The organism is Legionella sp. D16C41 (genome assembly GCF_048541585.1).
Taxonomy (GTDB): domain Bacteria; phylum Pseudomonadota; class Gammaproteobacteria; order Legionellales; family Legionellaceae; genus Legionella_C.
Genome location: NZ_CP183303.1, coordinates 2,126,781 through 2,145,688 on the forward strand (window position 1 = coordinate 2,126,781; position 18,908 = coordinate 2,145,688).

The following is an 18,908-nucleotide window of genomic DNA, read 5'->3' on the forward strand; positions in this document are numbered from 1 at the left end:
AATTTGCTTAATTTTAATCTTTTTAAAAATAAAATGCATTACTTGATTATTTTTTGAATAATCTTATGCTGCTTTAGATAATTTACAATTGACTCAACCGTAACTGTTGAAAATTGATTAGTTAATAGTTCATGGGAAGGATGGTCATTAAATGCAACACTTGTATTAAACATAGAAGCACCTAATTTAGTAACCGGACTTAGCTTAATAACTGTAGGTTTATAACCTGTTTTTAATAAATATTTTTGTAAATTTCTTCTAGAATCGACTGCTTTATTTTGCAAACTTGCTGCCAAAACTTCTAAAATCCATTGATTAGAATTTTGGTACATTGTGGAATAAGGATAAGCAAGTACACTGTAATATTTGCTATGTAGCTTTTTAATTTTATTAGTTAAAAGAATATTATTAAGTTTTTTTTGAGTATCGAAATCAGGAATAATAATTTGATAGTCCATACTATAGAGATTATCTAAAAAAAAATTCATTAATCCTTGTGCATAAAGAGAAGAATAAGCAGTTCCACATTCATTTAATAAATGTAAAACTGTCCATTTACCGACTGCATTAGGATAATCTTTGATAACAAAGCCAACATGACTATAATGAAGGCCATATTTTTCTAGATTAGTCCCTACTCTAGCTATTAATGCTACTTGCGCATGGCTTTTGTTTAGCTTATTTTGCGCCTCTAGTGCTATGCGAGTAGCCTGAATATATAATTCAGGTTTAACGCTTATTTTTTTACAGGATGTCCCTGCCTCCATGGCAGGACAAACTATAAACAGTAACAAGCACCAAAATAATCTAGGTAACATTAAAAATTTCATAATATACTCCAGATTATATCTTTTTACTGTAGATTAAACTTTTACCTATTTCGTTAGGTAAAAAAGCAATGAGTTGCCCCGCAGCATAAACAAGATTACCGCCGCTAACGCTAATTACTTTAATTGTTTGACCTGCTGCAATGAGTGAGTTGCCTACAGCATCTTTTGCTACTCGAATGGTTAAAGTAGATAAATTAGCTGCTGCCCGCATCGTAATATCCATAAATTCTCCAACCCTACTTACAGCAACAATAGTGAGCTGGCCTCCAGCTGCAAGAATATTACTACTACCTTGAATAATCTGACTCACACCAGTAGTTGATAACTCCATGCTTAAGGTAGAGGATGGCGATGTGACTTGGGCCATCGCAAGACTTGGTAAAAACAAGCAAGTTAATAAAGTTTTTATCTTTCTCATTGATATCACCTTATGAGTTATTAAATTCAATCACAATCTACTAAATTAAAGTTTTTTTTGATACCAATGTTTAATTTTTATATTATTTATATACCAAAAGGTTTATATTTTAATACTTACTATACTAAACATCATTTCTTTTCTATAAAATGAATTGTTTATTATTGAGGAAATAAAACGAGCTTATACTAGGTAAAAGGCTTTCAAGAGCTTTACTTACTAGATTTGGCAATCTAGTTTATGATAGCTACATTGGGCTTTTGCCCAATGTAATTCGTTACGACAATTGAGTTGTAGTTAATAAATCATCTACTACTTCCATGTTAAGGTCAGCTAATTTTTGCGTTTGATCAATACAAGTTTGAATTTTTATAATAGCGTCCCTAATTTCTGAAGGTAGAATTTCTGAAGGGGCATCGTCTCCGGGCCAAGCTGCGTCTCGCGTAGCTTTATCTGGCCAACGAGAATAAGCAACCCACATACCGTCTGCAGTTTTATGTAAGCAAGAACCTAAGGCACCTCGATATTGAACAAAATAGGAAGCAACTTGGCGCCAAGCCTCTTGATACTCTGCCTCAAATCCAGGTTTAAGAAACGCCCGATAAATAACTGCAAACATATTTATTAATACTCCAAGTGATAGCAATTAATTTTTGGCTATGTTAGGGCTAAAACCTAACAATACCAAAACACAATACAATTATATATTAGAGGTCTATTGTATTAGGTGGGAGATTTGTTAGCCATATAGTCGGCAGGCTATACATTTCCTTTGAGCTAATTTTTTTGAGCATTTTATTAAATAAATAAATTTTTTTTAATTTTTACTTAAAAGGCACTTGAGGCATAAAAGAAATACTTAAATCATTTATGCTTTACCTGACTTAGCTATTTAAAAATCTTTAATTAAAAGAATCTAAAGAAAGTAAAGGCGCTTCTACCTCAAAAGAGGCTTTAGTTATTTCTTTTTTAGCCTTAAATATCCCTTGTTGACTAACTTTCTGCACTTGAGATTCTGCGGGTCTTGCCTGACTAAGTATTAATTTTTCTATAAACATTTCTGTTTGTTTTTTATTAACGGCTTCTGTATAGCCGCCTTCAAGGCTTACATAAAGAAAAGGAATATTATGCTGATTAATAATTTCTCTTAATTTAAGATAAAAATATTCAAAATCTCTATCATTAAATCGCTGTTTTAGAGCTTCAGTAAGCTTTAGTCGCCGATAAATCATTTCATCATCGTGACGCTTATCTACTTTGTAAAAGAGATCATTAGCGCAACCTGCTTTTTCCTCAATATGCGAATCCCAACCAAGCACCAGGTAGATAGCTGTATTTTGTAAATCAGGCTGGCTACAAGCTGTAGCTATTTGTTTTAACATTGCCTCTATGAGCGGATGGATATCCTTTGCTTTTCGTCTTATATAGTCCTTGTCATTTAAATGAAGGGGAACATAATTATAGTTACCTTCAATAGGTTTAAGATCGGAGTCAGGGTCAACAGCGGGATTAAAGTAAGGATAAACACGCGGATCATAGCTATCTAAATGTATTACTTTAGATGATGTAAGTTGTTTACTTGTACTTAGAGTATCTCGCAATCCATCATCGGCATTAACATCTAAACCGCATATAATATTGTTAGCATAATTAAAATAATGAATAAGGATGGCAACTTTATTAAAAATACAATATCCAGCTGCTCTATCACTATAAGCATGGTGTGTAGGCAGGCCTATATTAAAAACTGCGTTATAGTCTTTAAAATTATGTATTGTCGTCGCAATATCTTTAATTAATACTTCAAACGTTTTGTTATTAATGTGAATATCTTCATCAAGAAACTTATCTGCCTTTTGTTTCGGATTAACACACTTACCAATAATTGCTTTGACATAAGCTACTGTGTGAGTGGCTAATAGCGCTTTTTTAATAGGATCATTATTATCAATCTTATCAAATAATCTTTTTGCATTAGCATTGCCTTGGGCAATACTCTTGAAAAGATCCTGCCAATTTTCTAGCATATCATCACTAGTTTGCTTAATGGGTAGAAAATTTTTTTCCTTAATAAAATTTATAATTTTAGTTAATCTTTGATGCTGATCTTGTGATCCATCCTCCTCTTCTGCACTTGCTGGCATACCAACAAAAGCCGCAAAATCTGATTCACTAGGTATTTGTACATAGGCTTTTTGCTTGCATCTATCATTAACAATACTATCTTCTGCACTTGCATTTATCGCTACACTTACTTCGCTTAAATCTTGCCTAGACTCACTTTGGCTGGATACTTTTGATAGACTCTGTTTCTTATCATTCTTAAGTGTATGACTATTAGGCTGGGCAGCTTTTCTTTTTGCAAAAAAATCCAAAGAATGTCTTTGATTTGCTTTTTTTAAATCAGAAGAGCCACTCTGTTTGCCGTTTCTTGCTCGCTTCTTTCCTGTTTCTGCCGGAGATGAAGATTCATTGCTTTCAGAGCTTTTAAGAGAGCGAGATTGGTTTTTAGTGCCATCGCCTCCAACCTTTACTTTTTTAGTGGTTGATTCTTTACGTTCTGTAATAAGCTTTCTTTTAGAAGAACTAGAGCTTTCAGTTTCATAGTCTAGACCTTGAGATTGCTTCTCTTGCTCTTGAGAACTAATTGGATTATTTCTACTTCTACTTCTTGTATAATAATGCTTGCCTCTCATTTAGGGGAATCCTTGTTAATTATTTAAATTTGTATATATTTTATACAAATATTATTAATATAATATTAACGAGATTAAGAAGTAAATTTTAAATCATCAAAAAAAGTGCAAATTAAGCGTTAAATTTACTAATCTTTCTTTATTTAATTAAAAATGAAGCTAAAAAATAATTTTACTTTAAATTTTTTATAAAGAAGTTCCATAAATTTTCTAAATAGACCGGGTGTTCATTACACTCATGATAAGTATTCGGTAAAATTAATAGCTCAACTAAATGATTTTTTCCGGCGCTTAACAAAGACTGATAAAGATGAATACTGTGTTGAACATGAACATTATCATCCATTTCACCATGAATTAATAATAATTTTCCCTTAAGCATATGGGCAAGCTTATTATTAGATTGGTTCTCATAATTACCTGTTTCAACTAAGCCTTGATACTTTTCACTCCAATACGCCATAAAATTCTTTAAATCATGGATGCCAGAACCTGCAACAGCTACTTTAAAAAAATCAGGATAAAGTAATAAGGCACGTGCAGCAATATAACCTCCAGCAGAATGACCGGTAATACCAACACGTTCAATATCCATATAAGTATATGTTTTACTTAATGCTTTTAATATAGCAATATGCTCTGCAAGACTACCTTCTTGTAGTCTTCCATAGCTAACATCGCGGAAACTTTTACTACGCATAGCACTGCCTGGTGTATCTAAACAAACTACAATAAATCCACATTCAGCAAGTGCTTGCATTTGCCACATACCAGGCCAACGGTAAGCAACTTTATCTCCGTTGCAATACATCGCTTTCGGAACATGATTATTCATAGGACCTGGATAAATATCAGCAATAATAGGGTATTTTTTACTAGCATCAAAATAGCTAGGCTTAAAAATTGCACCATATAATTTAGTTATTCCATCCAGTGCTAATAAAGAAAATAATTCCGGTTTTTGCCAGTTATAAGCTTCTAATATAGTAATATTAGCCTCTTCAAGAGTCATAATTATTTGGCCATCTCTGTCACATAATGTCGTAATTGGTGCTGTTGTTATAGTAGAATAAGTATCAACAAAGAAATTAAACTGTGGCGAAGGAAAAATGGCATGTTCTGCCTGCTTGGCTGTAAGACAAGTTAACTTGCTCCCATCTAATTTCACACAATAAAGATAACGATAATAAGGATCGCCCTTTTCACGGCCACAACCCGTAAAATAGACCTGACGATGCTTTTCATCAACAAATAAAATATCTAAAACCAACCACTCACCACGAGTTACTTGGTTTTTTAATTGTCCAGTTGTCTTATCATATAAATATAAATGGCCCCAATCATCCCGCTCCGACCACCATAAAATTTCATTAGAGTCTTCAAGTAGGTAAACATTGGCATCCCAAAAGAAAATTTGATTTGGTTCAATATAGGTTTTAGAAAACTCCTCTAATAAAATCACCTCAGCTTCTGTATCTAGGTTATACTCACATAAACTTAATCGTTTGTAGCCCCGATAGTTGCGTAGATAATAAATTTTTTTACTATCTTTGCTCCACCAAAGCCAATTTTTTAAATCAAAAACCGTAAAAAACTCAACCAATAAAGGATCACAGTGCAAGCGTTTAACACTACCTTTAGCAATATTAATTAAAATAAGTTGTAGATACGTTAAGTGGCTATCGCCAGCATAGGCATGATGGAATTGATAATGCTTTGCACGCCCTGTATTAGCATTGTTTTGAATGTGAAATAATTTAACTTGGCGTTCATCTAGTTGATGGGTAAGAAAATAAGCGCCATCAGGAGAAAATAAACCTGGCATCGACCAGGGAATTATCCCATTTTCAATTTGTAGTGGAATACGACAGGTTCCAGGTATTTTACTGTAGGCAAAGTCTTCTCTTCCATCAAAAGTTAACTGTAATTGTTCGCCAGTGCTTAACTCTTGGCGGAACAAATTATAATTATTAACCAGCAAGTTATATTTATGATTTGGCGTTAATCTGTTGTAAGGATTAGGTGTAGGGGTTAATATTTTAGAATAATTTTTAAGCTTTTCTTTTTTCTTCTCTACGCAATCAACAAAAATATATTCGCTACCTATTTCACCTTCTCGTTGATAGACAAAATAGCGCTCACTTAACCAAATAGGTGTAATGTCTATATTTTTTAGCCTCTTTGCGAGGTTTTCACGCGTAAAACGTTTAATTTGTTTATAGTTCATAAAACTTAAGAAATCCTTTAGTGTAGAAATTAATCTTTTGCTGCTAATAAAACGCCCATCATTAATACAGGTTCACTAGTTTCATTGAGCCAATAATGATTAGTTGCCCGTTGTACCACAGCATCAAAAGGCTTAAGTTTAATTTCACCTTGATCAAGCAATAAAGTTACCTCGCCTTTTAATACCACGACATAATCAATGGTATTAGTCGTATGCATCATTGGATGACGATATGTATTAACACGGCAATGAAGAGCATTAGCAGCAGCAAAAGCCTCCTGTGCTTGTACCTCAGCGTTTTCAGGAGAGCTATTTCTATCTATAGGCGGTATTTCAAAAAATCTAAAAATAGTCCCAGCTTTTGAAGGTTCAAGAGTAGTAGGTTTATTTAATAGAGTATTCTCACCTTGGCTTGATGCTGGTATTTCATCGGTTGCCCAAAAATCATATATCTCTAAGGGGCTTAATGAGACTTGCCTATCCTCACTTACAAAGGAAGTACCATCCGCTTTTTTAGCAGTAACAATACAGCGAAATCTGCTTGCCATATGAAATCCTTTAGCTGTAAAGTAAATTTAATTAAATTTTAGTTCAAATTCTCTATCATCCATTCAATATTTATTTGAAAATGATAAATATTATCTATTATTTTTTTCATTATTTGCTTAACCACACTAAATAACTAGCGAAAATTTGATGATAAAATGAATATCTAGAATAGCTAAGAATTAATATATTTAAATTAATAATAAAAATTATTTTTAACTCATTTCTCTATCTACTTTTAATTAAGCTATAATCTTTTAAATTAGACTTTAATATAATTTAATATTTTATTGCTTTATGCGGATAAAAACTGCGATAAGTATAAAATGTTTTTTGAAAACTTATGAATTAAAAATTTTATGAATAAACATTGTTTTATAGCTATAAGTTCTGACATAAATAGTGTTATAAAAATTAAATACTTACGGAGTTATTATAAACAAATAACTTATAAATTTTTTAATAAATTTAACCCCCAAATAATAGTATTTATTTTCAATATATTAACTATTTTTAATCTAATAATCTTATTAATATTTTTTTCAATTAGACTTGTTTTTTCCAAAATTTTTTTACTTGTTATGAGAGATGAAATTAATAATTTCATCTAGTTTGAATATTAAATTTTCTTATGGAATAGAAAATAATTAAGAAGAAATGCCTAAGAAACTTAGTTTTAAGAGGTGACTTCTATGTACAAAGACTTAAGGTTTACTAGTACTGTTCATTTATTTAATGATCGCTGTCAAAATACTCCTCATAACCTCTTATATAGCTATTCACCTACAGGCCTTGTCAAAGACAGTATTAATCTTACTTTTTGTGAAATTGAAAAGAAAATTTTGACAGTAGCTGCTTTAATACAAGCTTATACGCAACCTGGCGATAGAGTTTTGATGATTTTTACTCCAGGAATAGATTATATTGTCAGCTTTTGGGCTTGTCTTTATGCAGGCGTTCTTGCAGTACCTGCTTATCCCCCCTTTGACAAAAATACAGTAGAAAAACTACAAGCTATTATTAATAATGCCAATCCTCGCCTTATTTTATCAAATAATGAAATTATTAATAATATTAAGAAATTAAGTTTATTTAAAACACTTGCCTCTAATAGATTATTAAAAAAATTAGCTTCTAAATTTTCTCATAAAACTACTGAATTATGTGAATGGGATTTTGAAAAATTCCATTGGCTTGATATTGGCGTAACTGAAAAAAATTTTACAAACCCGTATAAACCAGTAAGTATTAAACCTGATAACCCAGCTTATTTACAATATACTTCCGGGTCAACTGCATTGCCTAAGGGGGTCATTGTTAGCCATCGCAATCTATTGGTTAACTTAGAATTAGTCGATAACACCATTGGTAGAGCAGAAAACGATCGTATGGTTTCCTGGTTACCTCCTTATCATGATATGGGTTTAATTGGTAATTTATTATTTCCTGTTTATGTACAATTTCCTATCTTAATGATGGCCCCTTTTACTTTTTTACGCCATCCCTATATATGGCTAAAAGCAATCTCAGATTTTAAAGGAACCATTAGCGGCGGACCTAATTTTGCTTTTGAATTATGTGCAAAAAGAGTTGACACAGAAAAAATTGATGCTGATTTTAATTTAAAGACATGGCGAGTTGCCTACAATGGCGCTGAACATATAAATTACCAAACGCTAGATAATTTTTATAAAAAATTTAAGCCATATGGTTTTAATAAACAAGCTTATTATCCAATTTATGGACTTGCAGAGGCAACTGTTTTTGTCAGTGGAAAGCATAGAGACGAGGTATTAAATTATTTGGTTGTAAAAAAAACCAGCTTAAAACAGCATCAAATTGCTCCTACTCATGAAAAAGCAAAAGATAATAGTGTTTTAGTTAGCTGTGGGCGACCAAAAGTTCCAGCGATTATTGTCTCAGAGGACCTTACGCCCTGCCGCGAAGGTCAGGTTGGCGAAATATGGTTACATGGTGATAGCGTCACTTTAGGCTATTGGCAAAAAGAGGAAGCTACTAAAGAGACTTATCAGGCAACTTTAAATCATAATTTAGAAAAAACTTATTTAAGAACCGGTGATCTTGGCTTTTTATTAGATGGTCATTTATATATTACAGGCCGTATTAAAGACCTTATCATTATCAATGGAAAAAATCATTATCCCCATGATATTGAGCTCATTGTAAATCATGATGAACCTAGGCTTCGCTTGGGTTGTACAGCAGCTTTTTCTTTAGTTTCTGATGGGCATGAGCGATTAGCTATTGCAGCGGAGGTCAAGCAACCATTAGGTTTAAATGATTACCTTAACATTATTCAAAAAATAAGGACTAATATTAGTATTGAACATAGTTTAGAGACCTATTTAATAGCATTACTACCACCCAAAACCATTCCTAAAACAACTAGCGGTAAGTTAAGGCGAAGCTATACAAAACAACTTTTAGAAAGTAATCAACTAAAATTACTGTATCGGTGGGATTTAGAGGCCAGGAATAACTGATGACTAAAGAGAATTGTAATTTAGAAGATATACAACAGTGGCTAACTTATAAAATTGCAGCTTCATTAAAGCAACAGCCACAGCAAATAGATATTAAACAGCCGCTAATTAGCTTTGGATTTGATTCTCTACATATACAATCGCTATTTGCTGATATTGAGGATACCTTCTTAATAACAGTCGATGAGAGCTTTCTTTTAAATCAAGATGATATTGCTGAGCTTTCGCAATCTATCTATTTTTCTGTTAAAGGCCAGGAAGTAAAACCAACGTTAAATCTTCAACCCCCTAACTTAATGACTAAAGAGCGCCAAGAAAAAACTAACTACGCTATTTATACCGATTTCAGCCAATTTCCTCCTTACCAACAACTAAAAAAAATGCAACACGATTTAGGTAATAATATATTTTTCGATAGACAAGAAAGTATAGCTAGTGATACTTGTATAATTAATGGCAAAAAGTACACTAATTTTACATCTTATAATTATTTAGGTTTAAATAATCATCCTGCTGTGGTCAAAGCATCTATTGCAGCTACAAGAAAATATGGTACATCTGTATCAGCTAGTCGGTTAGTTTCTGGTGAAAAAGTTATTCATCATGCCTTAGAACAAGAAATAGCTGACTTGTTAGGTGTTGATGACGCACTGGTTTTCAATACAGGACATGCGACCAATGTTAGTACTATTGCACATTTATATGGCCCAGAAGATTTAATTCTACATGATGAATTAGCACATAGTAGCTTAATTTTAGGTGCCGTCTATTCTAATGCTACGCGTATGGCTTTCCCTCATAACGACTGGCAAGCTCTTGATAATATTTTAAAAAATAATCGCCATCATTATAAAAGGGTATTAATTATTCTCGAGGGAATATATAGCATGGACGGTGATATTCCTGATTTAATTCATTTTATTTCTGTTAAAAAGGCTCATAGTGCTTGGCTGATGATAGATGAAGCGCATTCTATTGGTGTATTAGGAAAACATGGCGCCGGCATCCGTGAGCATTTTAACGTTAACCCAAATGATGTAGAAATTTGGATGGGAACATTAAGTAAATCCTTTGCCAGTATTGGTGGTTATATTGCAGGCAAAAAGGAACTAATCGAATATCTAAAATACACCTGCCCAGGTTTTGTCTTTTCTGTAGGTATCTCACCTGCAAGTGCAGCAGCAGCGCTTGCGGCTATTCAAATTTTAAAAAAAGAACCACAACGTGTTGCACAATTGAGAAGTTTAAGCACACTAGCTAGAGAAACTGCTTTAAACTATGGTTTTAACATTGGTTTAAATGATTACACACCAATTTTACCAATTATCATCGGTGATTCAAGACAATGTATAGCCATATCGCGCCAATGTATGGAAAAAGGCCTTAATATTAAGCCTATTATTTATCCAGCTGTAGCGGAAAATCAGGCACGCTTAAGATTTTTTATTACAGCCAAGCACAAGCCAGCCCAAATCAAAAAAGCCTTTGCAACATTAGCAAAAATAACTAAAAATTAATCTTCTTGGCATAAATAATAGTTTGATTCAAATCAAGCGCTTTTGCTTGGGCTACTTGCCCTGATTTTTCCCCAAATCCAATTTAATAATTGGATTACTGGATCCCGCGAACAAGTCGCGGGATGTAGGTAGGTGGTTATAAGTCGTTGATAAATAAGTTAGGCTGTTGGTAAGTAAGCAAGTGAAATTGTCAGGCAAATCTAAGTAAGCATTTGAAATGCTAAGAAAATGGTAAAACATTTGCAAGTAAGTAAGGAAAATTAAAAGGTCCAACGTCCCGTGGCTTGTCCACGGGATCCAGTATTCTAGCTAATATAATAGCTCATGCTAACAAGTTAGAAAGATAAGCCTTATCGTTTAATATGCTTTTACTTACGGTTAAGCCTACAAGATAAATTATGTTTATCTTAAGCTATTGAATATATTCTTGAAAAACTTTTCTTGAAAAAGCTTCTAGTATAAAACGAGCATCGTTTTTATTAGTAAAAGCTAAATTAATATTTAATTGCATATGTTGAATAAGCTGTTCACGTATATCATTGGTATCATCAATCGTGGCTAATCCCATATTCCATCGCCAAAATGTCCGCTTCGTAATAGGTTCTTTAGTTAGTAAGACAATATTTTCATGTCTTGAATCTTTTACAATTTTGTCATAAATAACTTCTATAGAAGCGAGTTTCCCTTCCAAAATTTGAAAGAAATTTTGCTCCGAGTAAACCAGCAAACCACTTAGTTGGTAGATGAAATTTTTAAATCGTGCAATCTTTGCTAATTCAGTTAATTGGTCGTCATTAAGAGGGGCTGTTGCTTGGCTTTTATAAATTAAATGATAAAGTTCTGACATTAAATACTGCTTATTAATTTTGCAAGTGTGAGCTTAACACGTATATAACCTAGTGACTACTAAAAATATACTTTTGTTAAAATGAGTTAAACTATTTTAGATAACGAGTGATTTAAACAAATTTGGCTATAATTTAATAAAAAAAGGGAAACAACTGTCTATGGCCATCTTAAATAAAATTAATTTAGTTTTAGCGTTAATCCTTCTACCACTACAAAGTGCTTTTGCAATGCCTTTTGTAGAAGCAATAGTTTTGGCTACCAAACAATGCTATGACCAAGGCAATAAAACTGAGAGTGTACCACTAGCAAAATGTATTTCTAAAAAATTACAATATCTACCTAATCCAGAAAATTATATAGTAAATATTGAAGGAACTTCGCCTCATAAATTAACAATGTATTTATATAATCCTAAAGGCTTTAAAATAATATGCTCACTTACTGCTGAGAAAACGATAGAAATAAAACAATGTCATAGCGTACCAGCTAAACCCCTAAATCAAGAACAACAATTATCTATTTCCCCACAATAATTAACTTTTTGCTTATTAGGCCTCTTTCTAAACTGGCAGTAATAAGACAAGGTCAGCTGAAAAAAAACGCAGTGTACATGAGCATTTTGAAGACTTTTTTCGGCTGAGATTCGCCATTAATGCTAGTTTGGAAAGAGGTCTAATAATAAGAGGATATGGCGTTACCTACCTCTTCTTACCTACAGATAGTAAAATTTAGTAGGTAACGCTATACATTATAAAACAACAATATAATTATTTTAAAGAGCTCATATCAATAACAAAACGATATTTTACATCACCTTTTAACATTCGCTCATAAGCCTCATTAATTGTTTCTATATTAATCATTTCAATATCCGGAAGAACATTATGTTTAGCACAAAAATCTAGCATTTCTTGCGTTTCTTTAATACCACCAATAAGCGAACCTGCAACATTTCTACGCCTAAAAATTAAAGCACGTCCATCTAATCCTGACGTCAGTATTTCAACTGCACCAACAATAACCATAGTGCCATCACGTTTTAACAAATTTAAATAAGGATTAATATCATGATTTTTAGGGATAGTATTAATAATAAAATCAAAATAATTAGCAAATTGAGCCATCATTTCTTCGTTTTTTGATAATAATACCTTATTGGCCCCTAACTGCTTTGCATCTTTCTCTTTATCTGGTGAGGTAGTAATCATAGTTACTTCAGCGCCAATTGCATGAGCGATTTTAACGGCCATATGCCCAAGCCCACCTAAACCAACAACCCCGACTTTATCGCCCGCTTTAATATTCCAGTGTCGAAGCGGCGAGTAAGTAGTAATACCTGCACACAACAGTGGCGCTACTGCTTTAATATCTAAAGAATCAGGCACCTTTAATACAAAATCTTGATTAACAACAATACTATCAGAATAGCCACCATAGGTCATTTTGCCGGTTTCTTTTTCAGGACTATTGTAGGTTAAGGTAAATCCTGTCTCACAATATTGTTCTAGGCCTTCTTCGCAACTAGGACAATGGCGACAAGAGTCAACTAAACAACCTACCGCAACGATATCATCCTGCTTAAATTTTGCGACATCTTCCCCCACAGCGATTACTCGGCCAACAATCTCATGACCTGGAACAACTGGATAAACAGTACCACCCCACTCATTGCGTGCAGCATGAAGGTCAGAATGACAAATACCACAGTATAAAATAGCAATATGTACATCTTCTTTTCCTACCTCACGCCGTTCAAAATTAAATAAATCAAGTGGGCTTGTTGCAGAGGTGGCAGCATATCCTTTCGCCTGAATCATAACACTCTCCTTGTTAATAAAACTTAAGAATTTTTATTTAAATTAATTATTTCGTTGACAACCCCGATTAACTTAATAAAGCATAAATACTTTATTATAATCCTTATTTAGGCTAACGATCGAAAAAGAATTTATAATCACCCTTTTTTTGGTTAAAATTAATAAGTATTTAAAAAATCTATTTTAATAGACCTCTTGAATGACCTGCTTATTTTGGGTGAGTGCAAGACGCAAGGGTTTTGAGAAGCGGAGTTTACATGGCGTAAATGAGCTCTGGAGAAACCCTTACAACACAGCAATCGCGTTAAATAAACAGGTTAGGAAGAGGTCTACTAATTTAACCAACAATATTTTGTTTATGCCTCATCGTATTATGATTATGGGACGCAGTGGTAGTGGTAAATCCACCTTTGCTTATCAACTGCATCAGCACACTAAAATACCGCTTTACCATTTAGATAAATATTTTTTTACCGACTATTGGGTTGAGCGTAATTACCAAGAGTTTCTCTCTATTCAGCAGTCTTTAGTAAATCAAGAGCAATGGATTATTGATGGCAACTCGACTAAATCCTTCGAGATGCGCTATCAACGCGCAACCATGTGCGTATATTTTAATTATCCTAGATACCGCTGTTATTGGCGAGCTTTGAAACGCTTTTTTTGTAAAGATAGAAGAATTGATGACCGTGCGCCAAACTGCCCAGAGAAACTCAGCTGGTCTCTTCTAAAGTATATGTGGGGTTTTGAAAATCGAGTTCAGGCTTTATTAATATATTTAAAGGAAAATTATCCACAAACTTATTTTGTTGAAATTCGTTCTGATAAGGAGTTAAGACATTTTATGCAGCTACTTTCAAAGAACCAGCTGGCTAATTTTTAGCCTAACTCGGTAAAATTTTGGCTAAATCAGTTAAACTACCTAAACAATTAACACTTTCATTTATTACTGGTTTTTGAATTTAGCTTTAGCCACTAGTTAGGGAACTACTAAATGGAATGATTTAAGTTACTATATTCGACAAAGTAATATATAAATGTGTGTTTTAAAGACAGCTTATGCAAAATCGATTTGACTCAGAGATACCTCAAAAAATCTTTAAAATAAAGATTTACTTTATCTTAAAGCTATAATTAATTTGCTCTTGATTATTATTTACTTGTGTTTCAAATTTATTTTTTCCAGTAAACATTCCTAGGAACAAATTATAAAGTCGCTCGAGTGATTCGCTCAATCCGCCTCTTTGTTTAAAACTACTGTTTTTATTTAAATCTACAGTAAGACTTGCTTCATTGTGAAAATGGATTAAATCTACATGTTTAGTCCTTGAAAATTCACCGGCTAACTTTTCAATACTAAAATCCAGAGCTATAGCTTTTAATGTATTCTGTCCTATAGCTTTATCAGTTTTCGAAAGTATCTCCTCTGCTGCCCAGACTACACACTTATTTAATTTTGCAGAGTTAGTCTTAAAATCTCTCTTATATGCTTCAATAGCTCCAAATAAAACTTTTTTTAATTCAGGATCTTCAGTAGCTTCGTAAAGCTCCATAGCCGTTAGAATTCTAAGCTTTTTAACTTCATCTCTAATAGGCGTTTCAGCACTCTCCCACTATTTATCTACTAGAGATTGATATGTATCTCTATTTAAGGGAGACATAATTTCATCAATTTTTTTGTCTGAATTAATCTCTTTTTGAAAAAAATAGTTTTTTTAAAAAGAACTTTAGGCTTAACCTTATTAGAGATTTGATTTATAGAATTTAAAAAGTTGAATGTATAAACTTTAATTACCCTCCTCTGTATTAAAACATACAGCACAAATTTTGCTTAAAGTTTAAATTTACTTTTTTTAAATCCATGCTAAAGTACGCTAAAAATATTAGGTTAATAAATATTTATGACTAAAATATTAATTGTCTCTTCTAATATCCATCCTGAATTATCTATAAAACAATTAGAAAACTGCCTGGACGTTGTCAAACAAACTTCGCATCAATATCAAGTTGAAACTATAAAAGCTGGCAGCTATGAAATTCCTTTTGTCATTAACTATTATCAGCAGAATAATCCTTTTGATGGTTATATTGCTTTAGGCTTAATTCTTAAGAAAAATCTAGATCATTATCAGTATATAATGAATCATGTTAGTGCCTGCTTTACCCAGTTTGCCCTACAAGGGATTATTGTTGGCAATGGCATTATCACAGGCGCAAGTGTTGAAGAATTAAAAGCTAATGTTAATAGTAATGACCCTTGTCTTTGTGGTTATATTTCAGCAGTTAATGCAGTGGATACCTTAATTAAATTTAAGGCTAGTGCTAGTATTAATGAAAAATAAGCACTTGACTAAATTTCTCTGCTAGCTATTTATAGCTTTCCTTATTAACTTTTTAATATAAATTATCTTTGTACCGGACAAAAAAATAAAAAATATCTCTTTCCCCTCCAGCCAACGTCCCGCGACTTGTTCGCGGGATCCAGCGCGCTAGTTAAATTAGTCAATCTCATAGGCAAGCCATGAGACATTAGCTAGAAGAAGAAAATTTTTCAACTGTTGTCGATTTTTCTCCAGTATAAAAGTAAATTATTACATCCACTTTGCTGATAAAGTTAGATTTAATAATCCATTTAAGCTTTAGTAATAAAACTTTATTGCCTAGGCTTAAATTCATGGTTAAGATTAAATCTTGGCTAGCGTGTAATTTGATTTGAGCTAGAGCTATTTTAGTTTATAAGGAAATAACAGAAATTGTCTTTAGGATTAAGATTTTCGCCCCTTTTAATTTGCTTTATGCTTAGCTCATGTATGGTTGGCCCAAATTATCATGAGCCTAAAAAGAAAGTAGCTCGGTATTGGTTACAGAATAATCCAGCAGTTAAAATTGCTCCTATTCAAAATGCCAATTGGTGGAAGGTTTTTCATGATCCTAATTTAACCTTTTTAATTCATAAAGGTTATCATGATAATTTGTCCCTTCAAGCTACAGGCGTCAAAGTGCTGCAAGCTAGAGCGCAATTAGCACAAGCAGTAGGCCAACTTTACCCACAAAAACAAGCCCTCACAGGTAGCTATACTTATTATCGAATTGGTGGTAGTGAATTTCAAACTGTCTTACCACCTTCTTTTAAGACAGCTACCTTAGGTATTACAGCAAGTTGGGAAATAGACTTTTGGGGCAAATACCGACGTGCTATTTTAGCTAAGGATGCATTATTTTTCTCTTCCCTTGCTGCCTATGATCAAGCGCTTGTTACCTTAACTGCTGATATTGCTGATACTTATATAAATATCCGTACCGCTGAACAACAAATTAGAGTTACCAAGCAAAATATTGCAGTTCAAACGCAAAGCTTAAGAATCGCTAAGGCCCGTTATCGCGGTGGCCAAACTAGTCTCTTAGATGTAGAGCAAGCAGAAACTGCACTTGCTGAAACTCAAGCAACGCTGCCAAAATATGTTACTCAATTACAAACCAATAAAGATATTCTTGCCGTTTTATTAGGTACAGTACCCACCGATATTGATCGTTTTTTACAAAAATCAAAAGGTATACCTAAAGCACCACCTACGGTAGCTATTGGTATTCCTAAAGAAGCGATGGCAAGACGGCCAGATATTTATCAAGCACGTATGGAAGCTATAGCGCAATCTGAAACAATCGGGGCAACTGAAGCGAATCTCTATCCCGCATTATCGCTATCAGGTACCTTTGTCTTTGCAGCAAATACTATTGGTAATAACTCTTTAAGTGACCTATTTAATTGGTCCAATCGCAATATTGTTGCTGGCCCCTCTTTTGTTTGGCCTATTTTAAATTATGGTCAAATTACAAACGCGGTAAGAGCACAAGATGCCGCTTTCCAGCAATCTTTACTTAATTACGTTAATTTAGTTTTAAAAGCGCAACAGGAAGTACAAGACAATATCACAAGCTATATAGAGGCAAGAAAAACAGCTAACTTATTAAAGCAAGCAAATACTTCTGCGATCAGAACCACTAAGCTTTCGATAACTCGCTATAGGCAAGGAGAAAATGATTATTCGATAGTATTAGATGCAGAAAGACAACAATTACGTATTGAAACCAATTTAGTTACAACTCAAGGCGATATCGCTAAATCATTAGTAGCACTTTATCGCTCTTTAGGTGGAGGCTGGCAAATACGAGGCTGTAATGATGTCATACCGCTTAAGGTCAAAGCAGCTATGGCGGTCCGTACTAATTGGGGTGATTTATTAGAACAACCAAATCATCAATATCCTGCCAATAATGCACAGCAAATTAAAGAGCTTTACTTACCCAATTGGTGATCCATATGAATAGTAATAAAAGTACCAAAATCATCAAATTCATTATACTACTTATTCTTTTAACATTATTTATTTACTGGTTTATAGAGCATACCGCTAAACCAAAGCCTACTGTGACGCCACCGACAGTTATTGTTAAAAAGCCTAGCATGACTAAAATGGGAAGCTATATTATTCAAACGGGTAATACAGTTGCTTTTAATTCAGTCAACTTAGTGGCTAGGATAGAAGGTTATTTACAAGAAATTGATTTTGTTGACGGTAGTTTTGTTAAGAAAGGAAAAAATTTATTTGTGATTGAGCCTCAGCCCTACCTTGATAAAGTACAAGAGGCACAAGCAAACCTGGCAGCACAAAAAGCAAATTATGCATACAGAAATGCTGAATATGGTCGCCAGCAACAAATGTATAAAGAAAATGCTACTTCTTTAAAAAATGTTGAAAAATGGGCAGCTCAGTTAGACGAAGCGAAGGCAGGTATTTCACGAGCGCAAGCAAAACTTAATAATGCTGAAATTAATTACAGCTATACACATGTGTTAGCACCTTTTGATGGCCGAATTGGCCGCCATTTAGTTGACGTAGGTAACTTAGTAGGTCATGGTGAAGCCACGCAATTAGCTACCATCGAACAAATTGATCCTATCTATGTATATATAAACCTTAATGAATTAGCCTTAATTAAATTACGTAAAGCTGCTCATGCTCGTGGTATTCATGCTAATAACATTAACACCATACCAGTCTTTGTTGGTTTACAAACTGATACTGACTTTCCTTATGAAGGCAAACTCGACTTCGTTAATACCGGTTTAAATGCTTCTACAGGCACTATGCAATTTCGTGCTATCTTACCCAACAAAGATCATAGCCTTTTACCTGGTTTATTTGTCCAAGTAAAAGTTCCTTTATCTGAACCTGTAATGCAGTTAACTGTACCAGAGACAGCAGTGCAATATGATCAACTAGGGGCCTATATCTTAGTACTTGGAAAAGATAATTATATTGAAGCAAGACATGTGGTATTAGGTTCTGTAGAAGATGGAAAACAAGTCATTAGTAAGGGCCTGAACATCGATGAGCAAATTGTTATAAATGGCCTACAAAATGCCATGCCTGGCCAACAAGTGACTCCTAAGATTGCGCCTTGATGTATAACCGTTGAGCATGGTCGACTCACATGAAAGG

At 33.4% G+C, this 18,908-nt stretch carries 16 protein-coding genes; 7 read left to right on the forward strand and 9 right to left on the reverse strand.

Translation table 11 applies throughout. The annotated features are described in order from the left end of the window. Nucleotides 1–38 precede the first annotated feature (38 nt). The 6 genes from ACNVED_RS09285 to ACNVED_RS09310 form a co-directional block, all read right to left on the reverse strand. Nucleotides 39–830 carry a DUF2145 domain-containing protein gene (locus ACNVED_RS09285; protein ID WP_419418742.1) on the reverse strand — a complete coding sequence of 264 codons (792 nt, stop codon included), beginning with the start codon at nucleotides 828–830 and terminating at the stop codon, nucleotides 39–41. Nucleotides 831–843: 13 nt separating this feature from the next. Beyond that, entirely contained in the window at nucleotides 844–1,248 is a 405-nt protein-coding gene (locus ACNVED_RS09290; RefSeq protein WP_419418743.1) for a hypothetical protein, read from the reverse strand. A 277-nt stretch (nucleotides 1,249–1,525) separates the two neighbouring features. Then, complete coding sequence (locus ACNVED_RS09295; protein ID WP_419418744.1) at nucleotides 1,526–1,867, reverse strand: antibiotic biosynthesis monooxygenase family protein; 342 nt, start codon at nucleotides 1,865–1,867, stop codon at nucleotides 1,526–1,528. Between the two features lie 283 nt (nucleotides 1,868–2,150). Next, on the reverse strand, nucleotides 2,151–3,944 hold the full coding sequence (locus tag ACNVED_RS09300; RefSeq protein WP_419418745.1) for a hypothetical protein: 1,794 nt from the start codon (nucleotides 3,942–3,944) through the stop codon (nucleotides 2,151–2,153). Between the two features lie 172 nt (nucleotides 3,945–4,116). Further along, nucleotides 4,117–6,171, reverse strand: coding sequence for an alpha/beta fold hydrolase (locus tag ACNVED_RS09305; RefSeq protein WP_419418746.1), 2,055 nt, complete (start codon nucleotides 6,169–6,171; stop codon nucleotides 4,117–4,119). 29 nt (nucleotides 6,172–6,200) lie between these two features. Continuing rightward, entirely contained in the window at nucleotides 6,201–6,719 is a 519-nt protein-coding gene (locus ACNVED_RS09310) for a cupin domain-containing protein (protein ID WP_419418747.1), read from the reverse strand. 690 nt (nucleotides 6,720–7,409) lie between these two features. Between ACNVED_RS09310 and ACNVED_RS09315 the strand changes: the two genes are divergently transcribed. Together ACNVED_RS09315 and ACNVED_RS09320 are read left to right on the forward strand one after the other, a co-directional pair. Further along, nucleotides 7,410–9,221, forward strand: coding sequence for a fatty acyl-AMP ligase (locus ACNVED_RS09315; protein WP_419418748.1), 1,812 nt, complete (start codon nucleotides 7,410–7,412; stop codon nucleotides 9,219–9,221). Next, complete coding sequence (locus tag ACNVED_RS09320) at nucleotides 9,221–10,738, forward strand: aminotransferase class I/II-fold pyridoxal phosphate-dependent enzyme (protein WP_419418749.1); 1,518 nt, start codon at nucleotides 9,221–9,223, stop codon at nucleotides 10,736–10,738. Before ACNVED_RS09315 ends, ACNVED_RS09320 begins: the two co-directional genes overlap by 1 nt. A gap of 412 nt (nucleotides 10,739–11,150) precedes the next feature. On the opposite strand, the gene ACNVED_RS09325 is transcribed toward ACNVED_RS09320, so the two are convergent. Next, on the reverse strand, nucleotides 11,151–11,585 hold the full coding sequence (locus tag ACNVED_RS09325) for a BLUF domain-containing protein (protein WP_419418750.1): 435 nt from the start codon (nucleotides 11,583–11,585) through the stop codon (nucleotides 11,151–11,153). Nucleotides 11,586–11,745: 160 nt separating this feature from the next. Between ACNVED_RS09325 and ACNVED_RS09330 the strand changes: the two genes are divergently transcribed. Next, nucleotides 11,746–12,120 (forward strand): hypothetical protein, encoded by a 375-nt coding sequence (locus ACNVED_RS09330; RefSeq protein ID WP_419418751.1) that lies wholly within the window; start codon nucleotides 11,746–11,748, stop codon nucleotides 12,118–12,120. Between the two features lie 234 nt (nucleotides 12,121–12,354). On the opposite strand, the gene ACNVED_RS09335 is transcribed toward ACNVED_RS09330, so the two are convergent. Further along, nucleotides 12,355–13,404: an NAD(P)-dependent alcohol dehydrogenase gene (locus ACNVED_RS09335; RefSeq protein ID WP_419418752.1), complete on the reverse strand. Its 1,050-nt coding sequence runs from the start codon at nucleotides 13,402–13,404 to the stop codon at nucleotides 12,355–12,357. Between the two features lie 358 nt (nucleotides 13,405–13,762). On the opposite strand from ACNVED_RS09335, the gene ACNVED_RS09340 reads away from it, so the two are divergent. Beyond that, nucleotides 13,763–14,287: a DNA topology modulation protein gene (locus tag ACNVED_RS09340; protein WP_419418753.1), complete on the forward strand. Its 525-nt coding sequence runs from the start codon at nucleotides 13,763–13,765 to the stop codon at nucleotides 14,285–14,287. Between the two features lie 229 nt (nucleotides 14,288–14,516). Here ACNVED_RS09340 and ACNVED_RS09345 read toward each other — a convergent pair whose 3' ends face one another. Continuing rightward, complete coding sequence (locus ACNVED_RS09345) at nucleotides 14,517–14,957, reverse strand: hypothetical protein (RefSeq protein WP_419418754.1); 441 nt, start codon at nucleotides 14,955–14,957, stop codon at nucleotides 14,517–14,519. A 348-nt stretch (nucleotides 14,958–15,305) separates the two neighbouring features. Here ACNVED_RS09345 and ACNVED_RS09350 point away from each other — a divergent pair, with 348 nt between their 5' ends. The 3 genes from ACNVED_RS09350 to ACNVED_RS09360 all read left to right on the forward strand — a co-directional run bounded on the left by ACNVED_RS09350 (nucleotide 15,306) and on the right by ACNVED_RS09360 (nucleotide 18,871). After that, nucleotides 15,306–15,746 carry a 6,7-dimethyl-8-ribityllumazine synthase gene (locus tag ACNVED_RS09350; RefSeq protein WP_419418755.1) on the forward strand — a complete coding sequence of 147 codons (441 nt, stop codon included), beginning with the start codon at nucleotides 15,306–15,308 and terminating at the stop codon, nucleotides 15,744–15,746. Nucleotides 15,747–16,199: 453 nt separating this feature from the next. Further along, complete coding sequence (locus ACNVED_RS09355) at nucleotides 16,200–17,720, forward strand: efflux transporter outer membrane subunit (protein WP_419418756.1); 1,521 nt, start codon at nucleotides 16,200–16,202, stop codon at nucleotides 17,718–17,720. A 5-nt stretch (nucleotides 17,721–17,725) separates the two neighbouring features. After that, entirely contained in the window at nucleotides 17,726–18,871 is a 1,146-nt protein-coding gene (locus tag ACNVED_RS09360; RefSeq protein WP_419418757.1) for an efflux RND transporter periplasmic adaptor subunit, read from the forward strand. The last annotated feature ends 37 nt before the right edge of the window (nucleotides 18,872–18,908 follow it).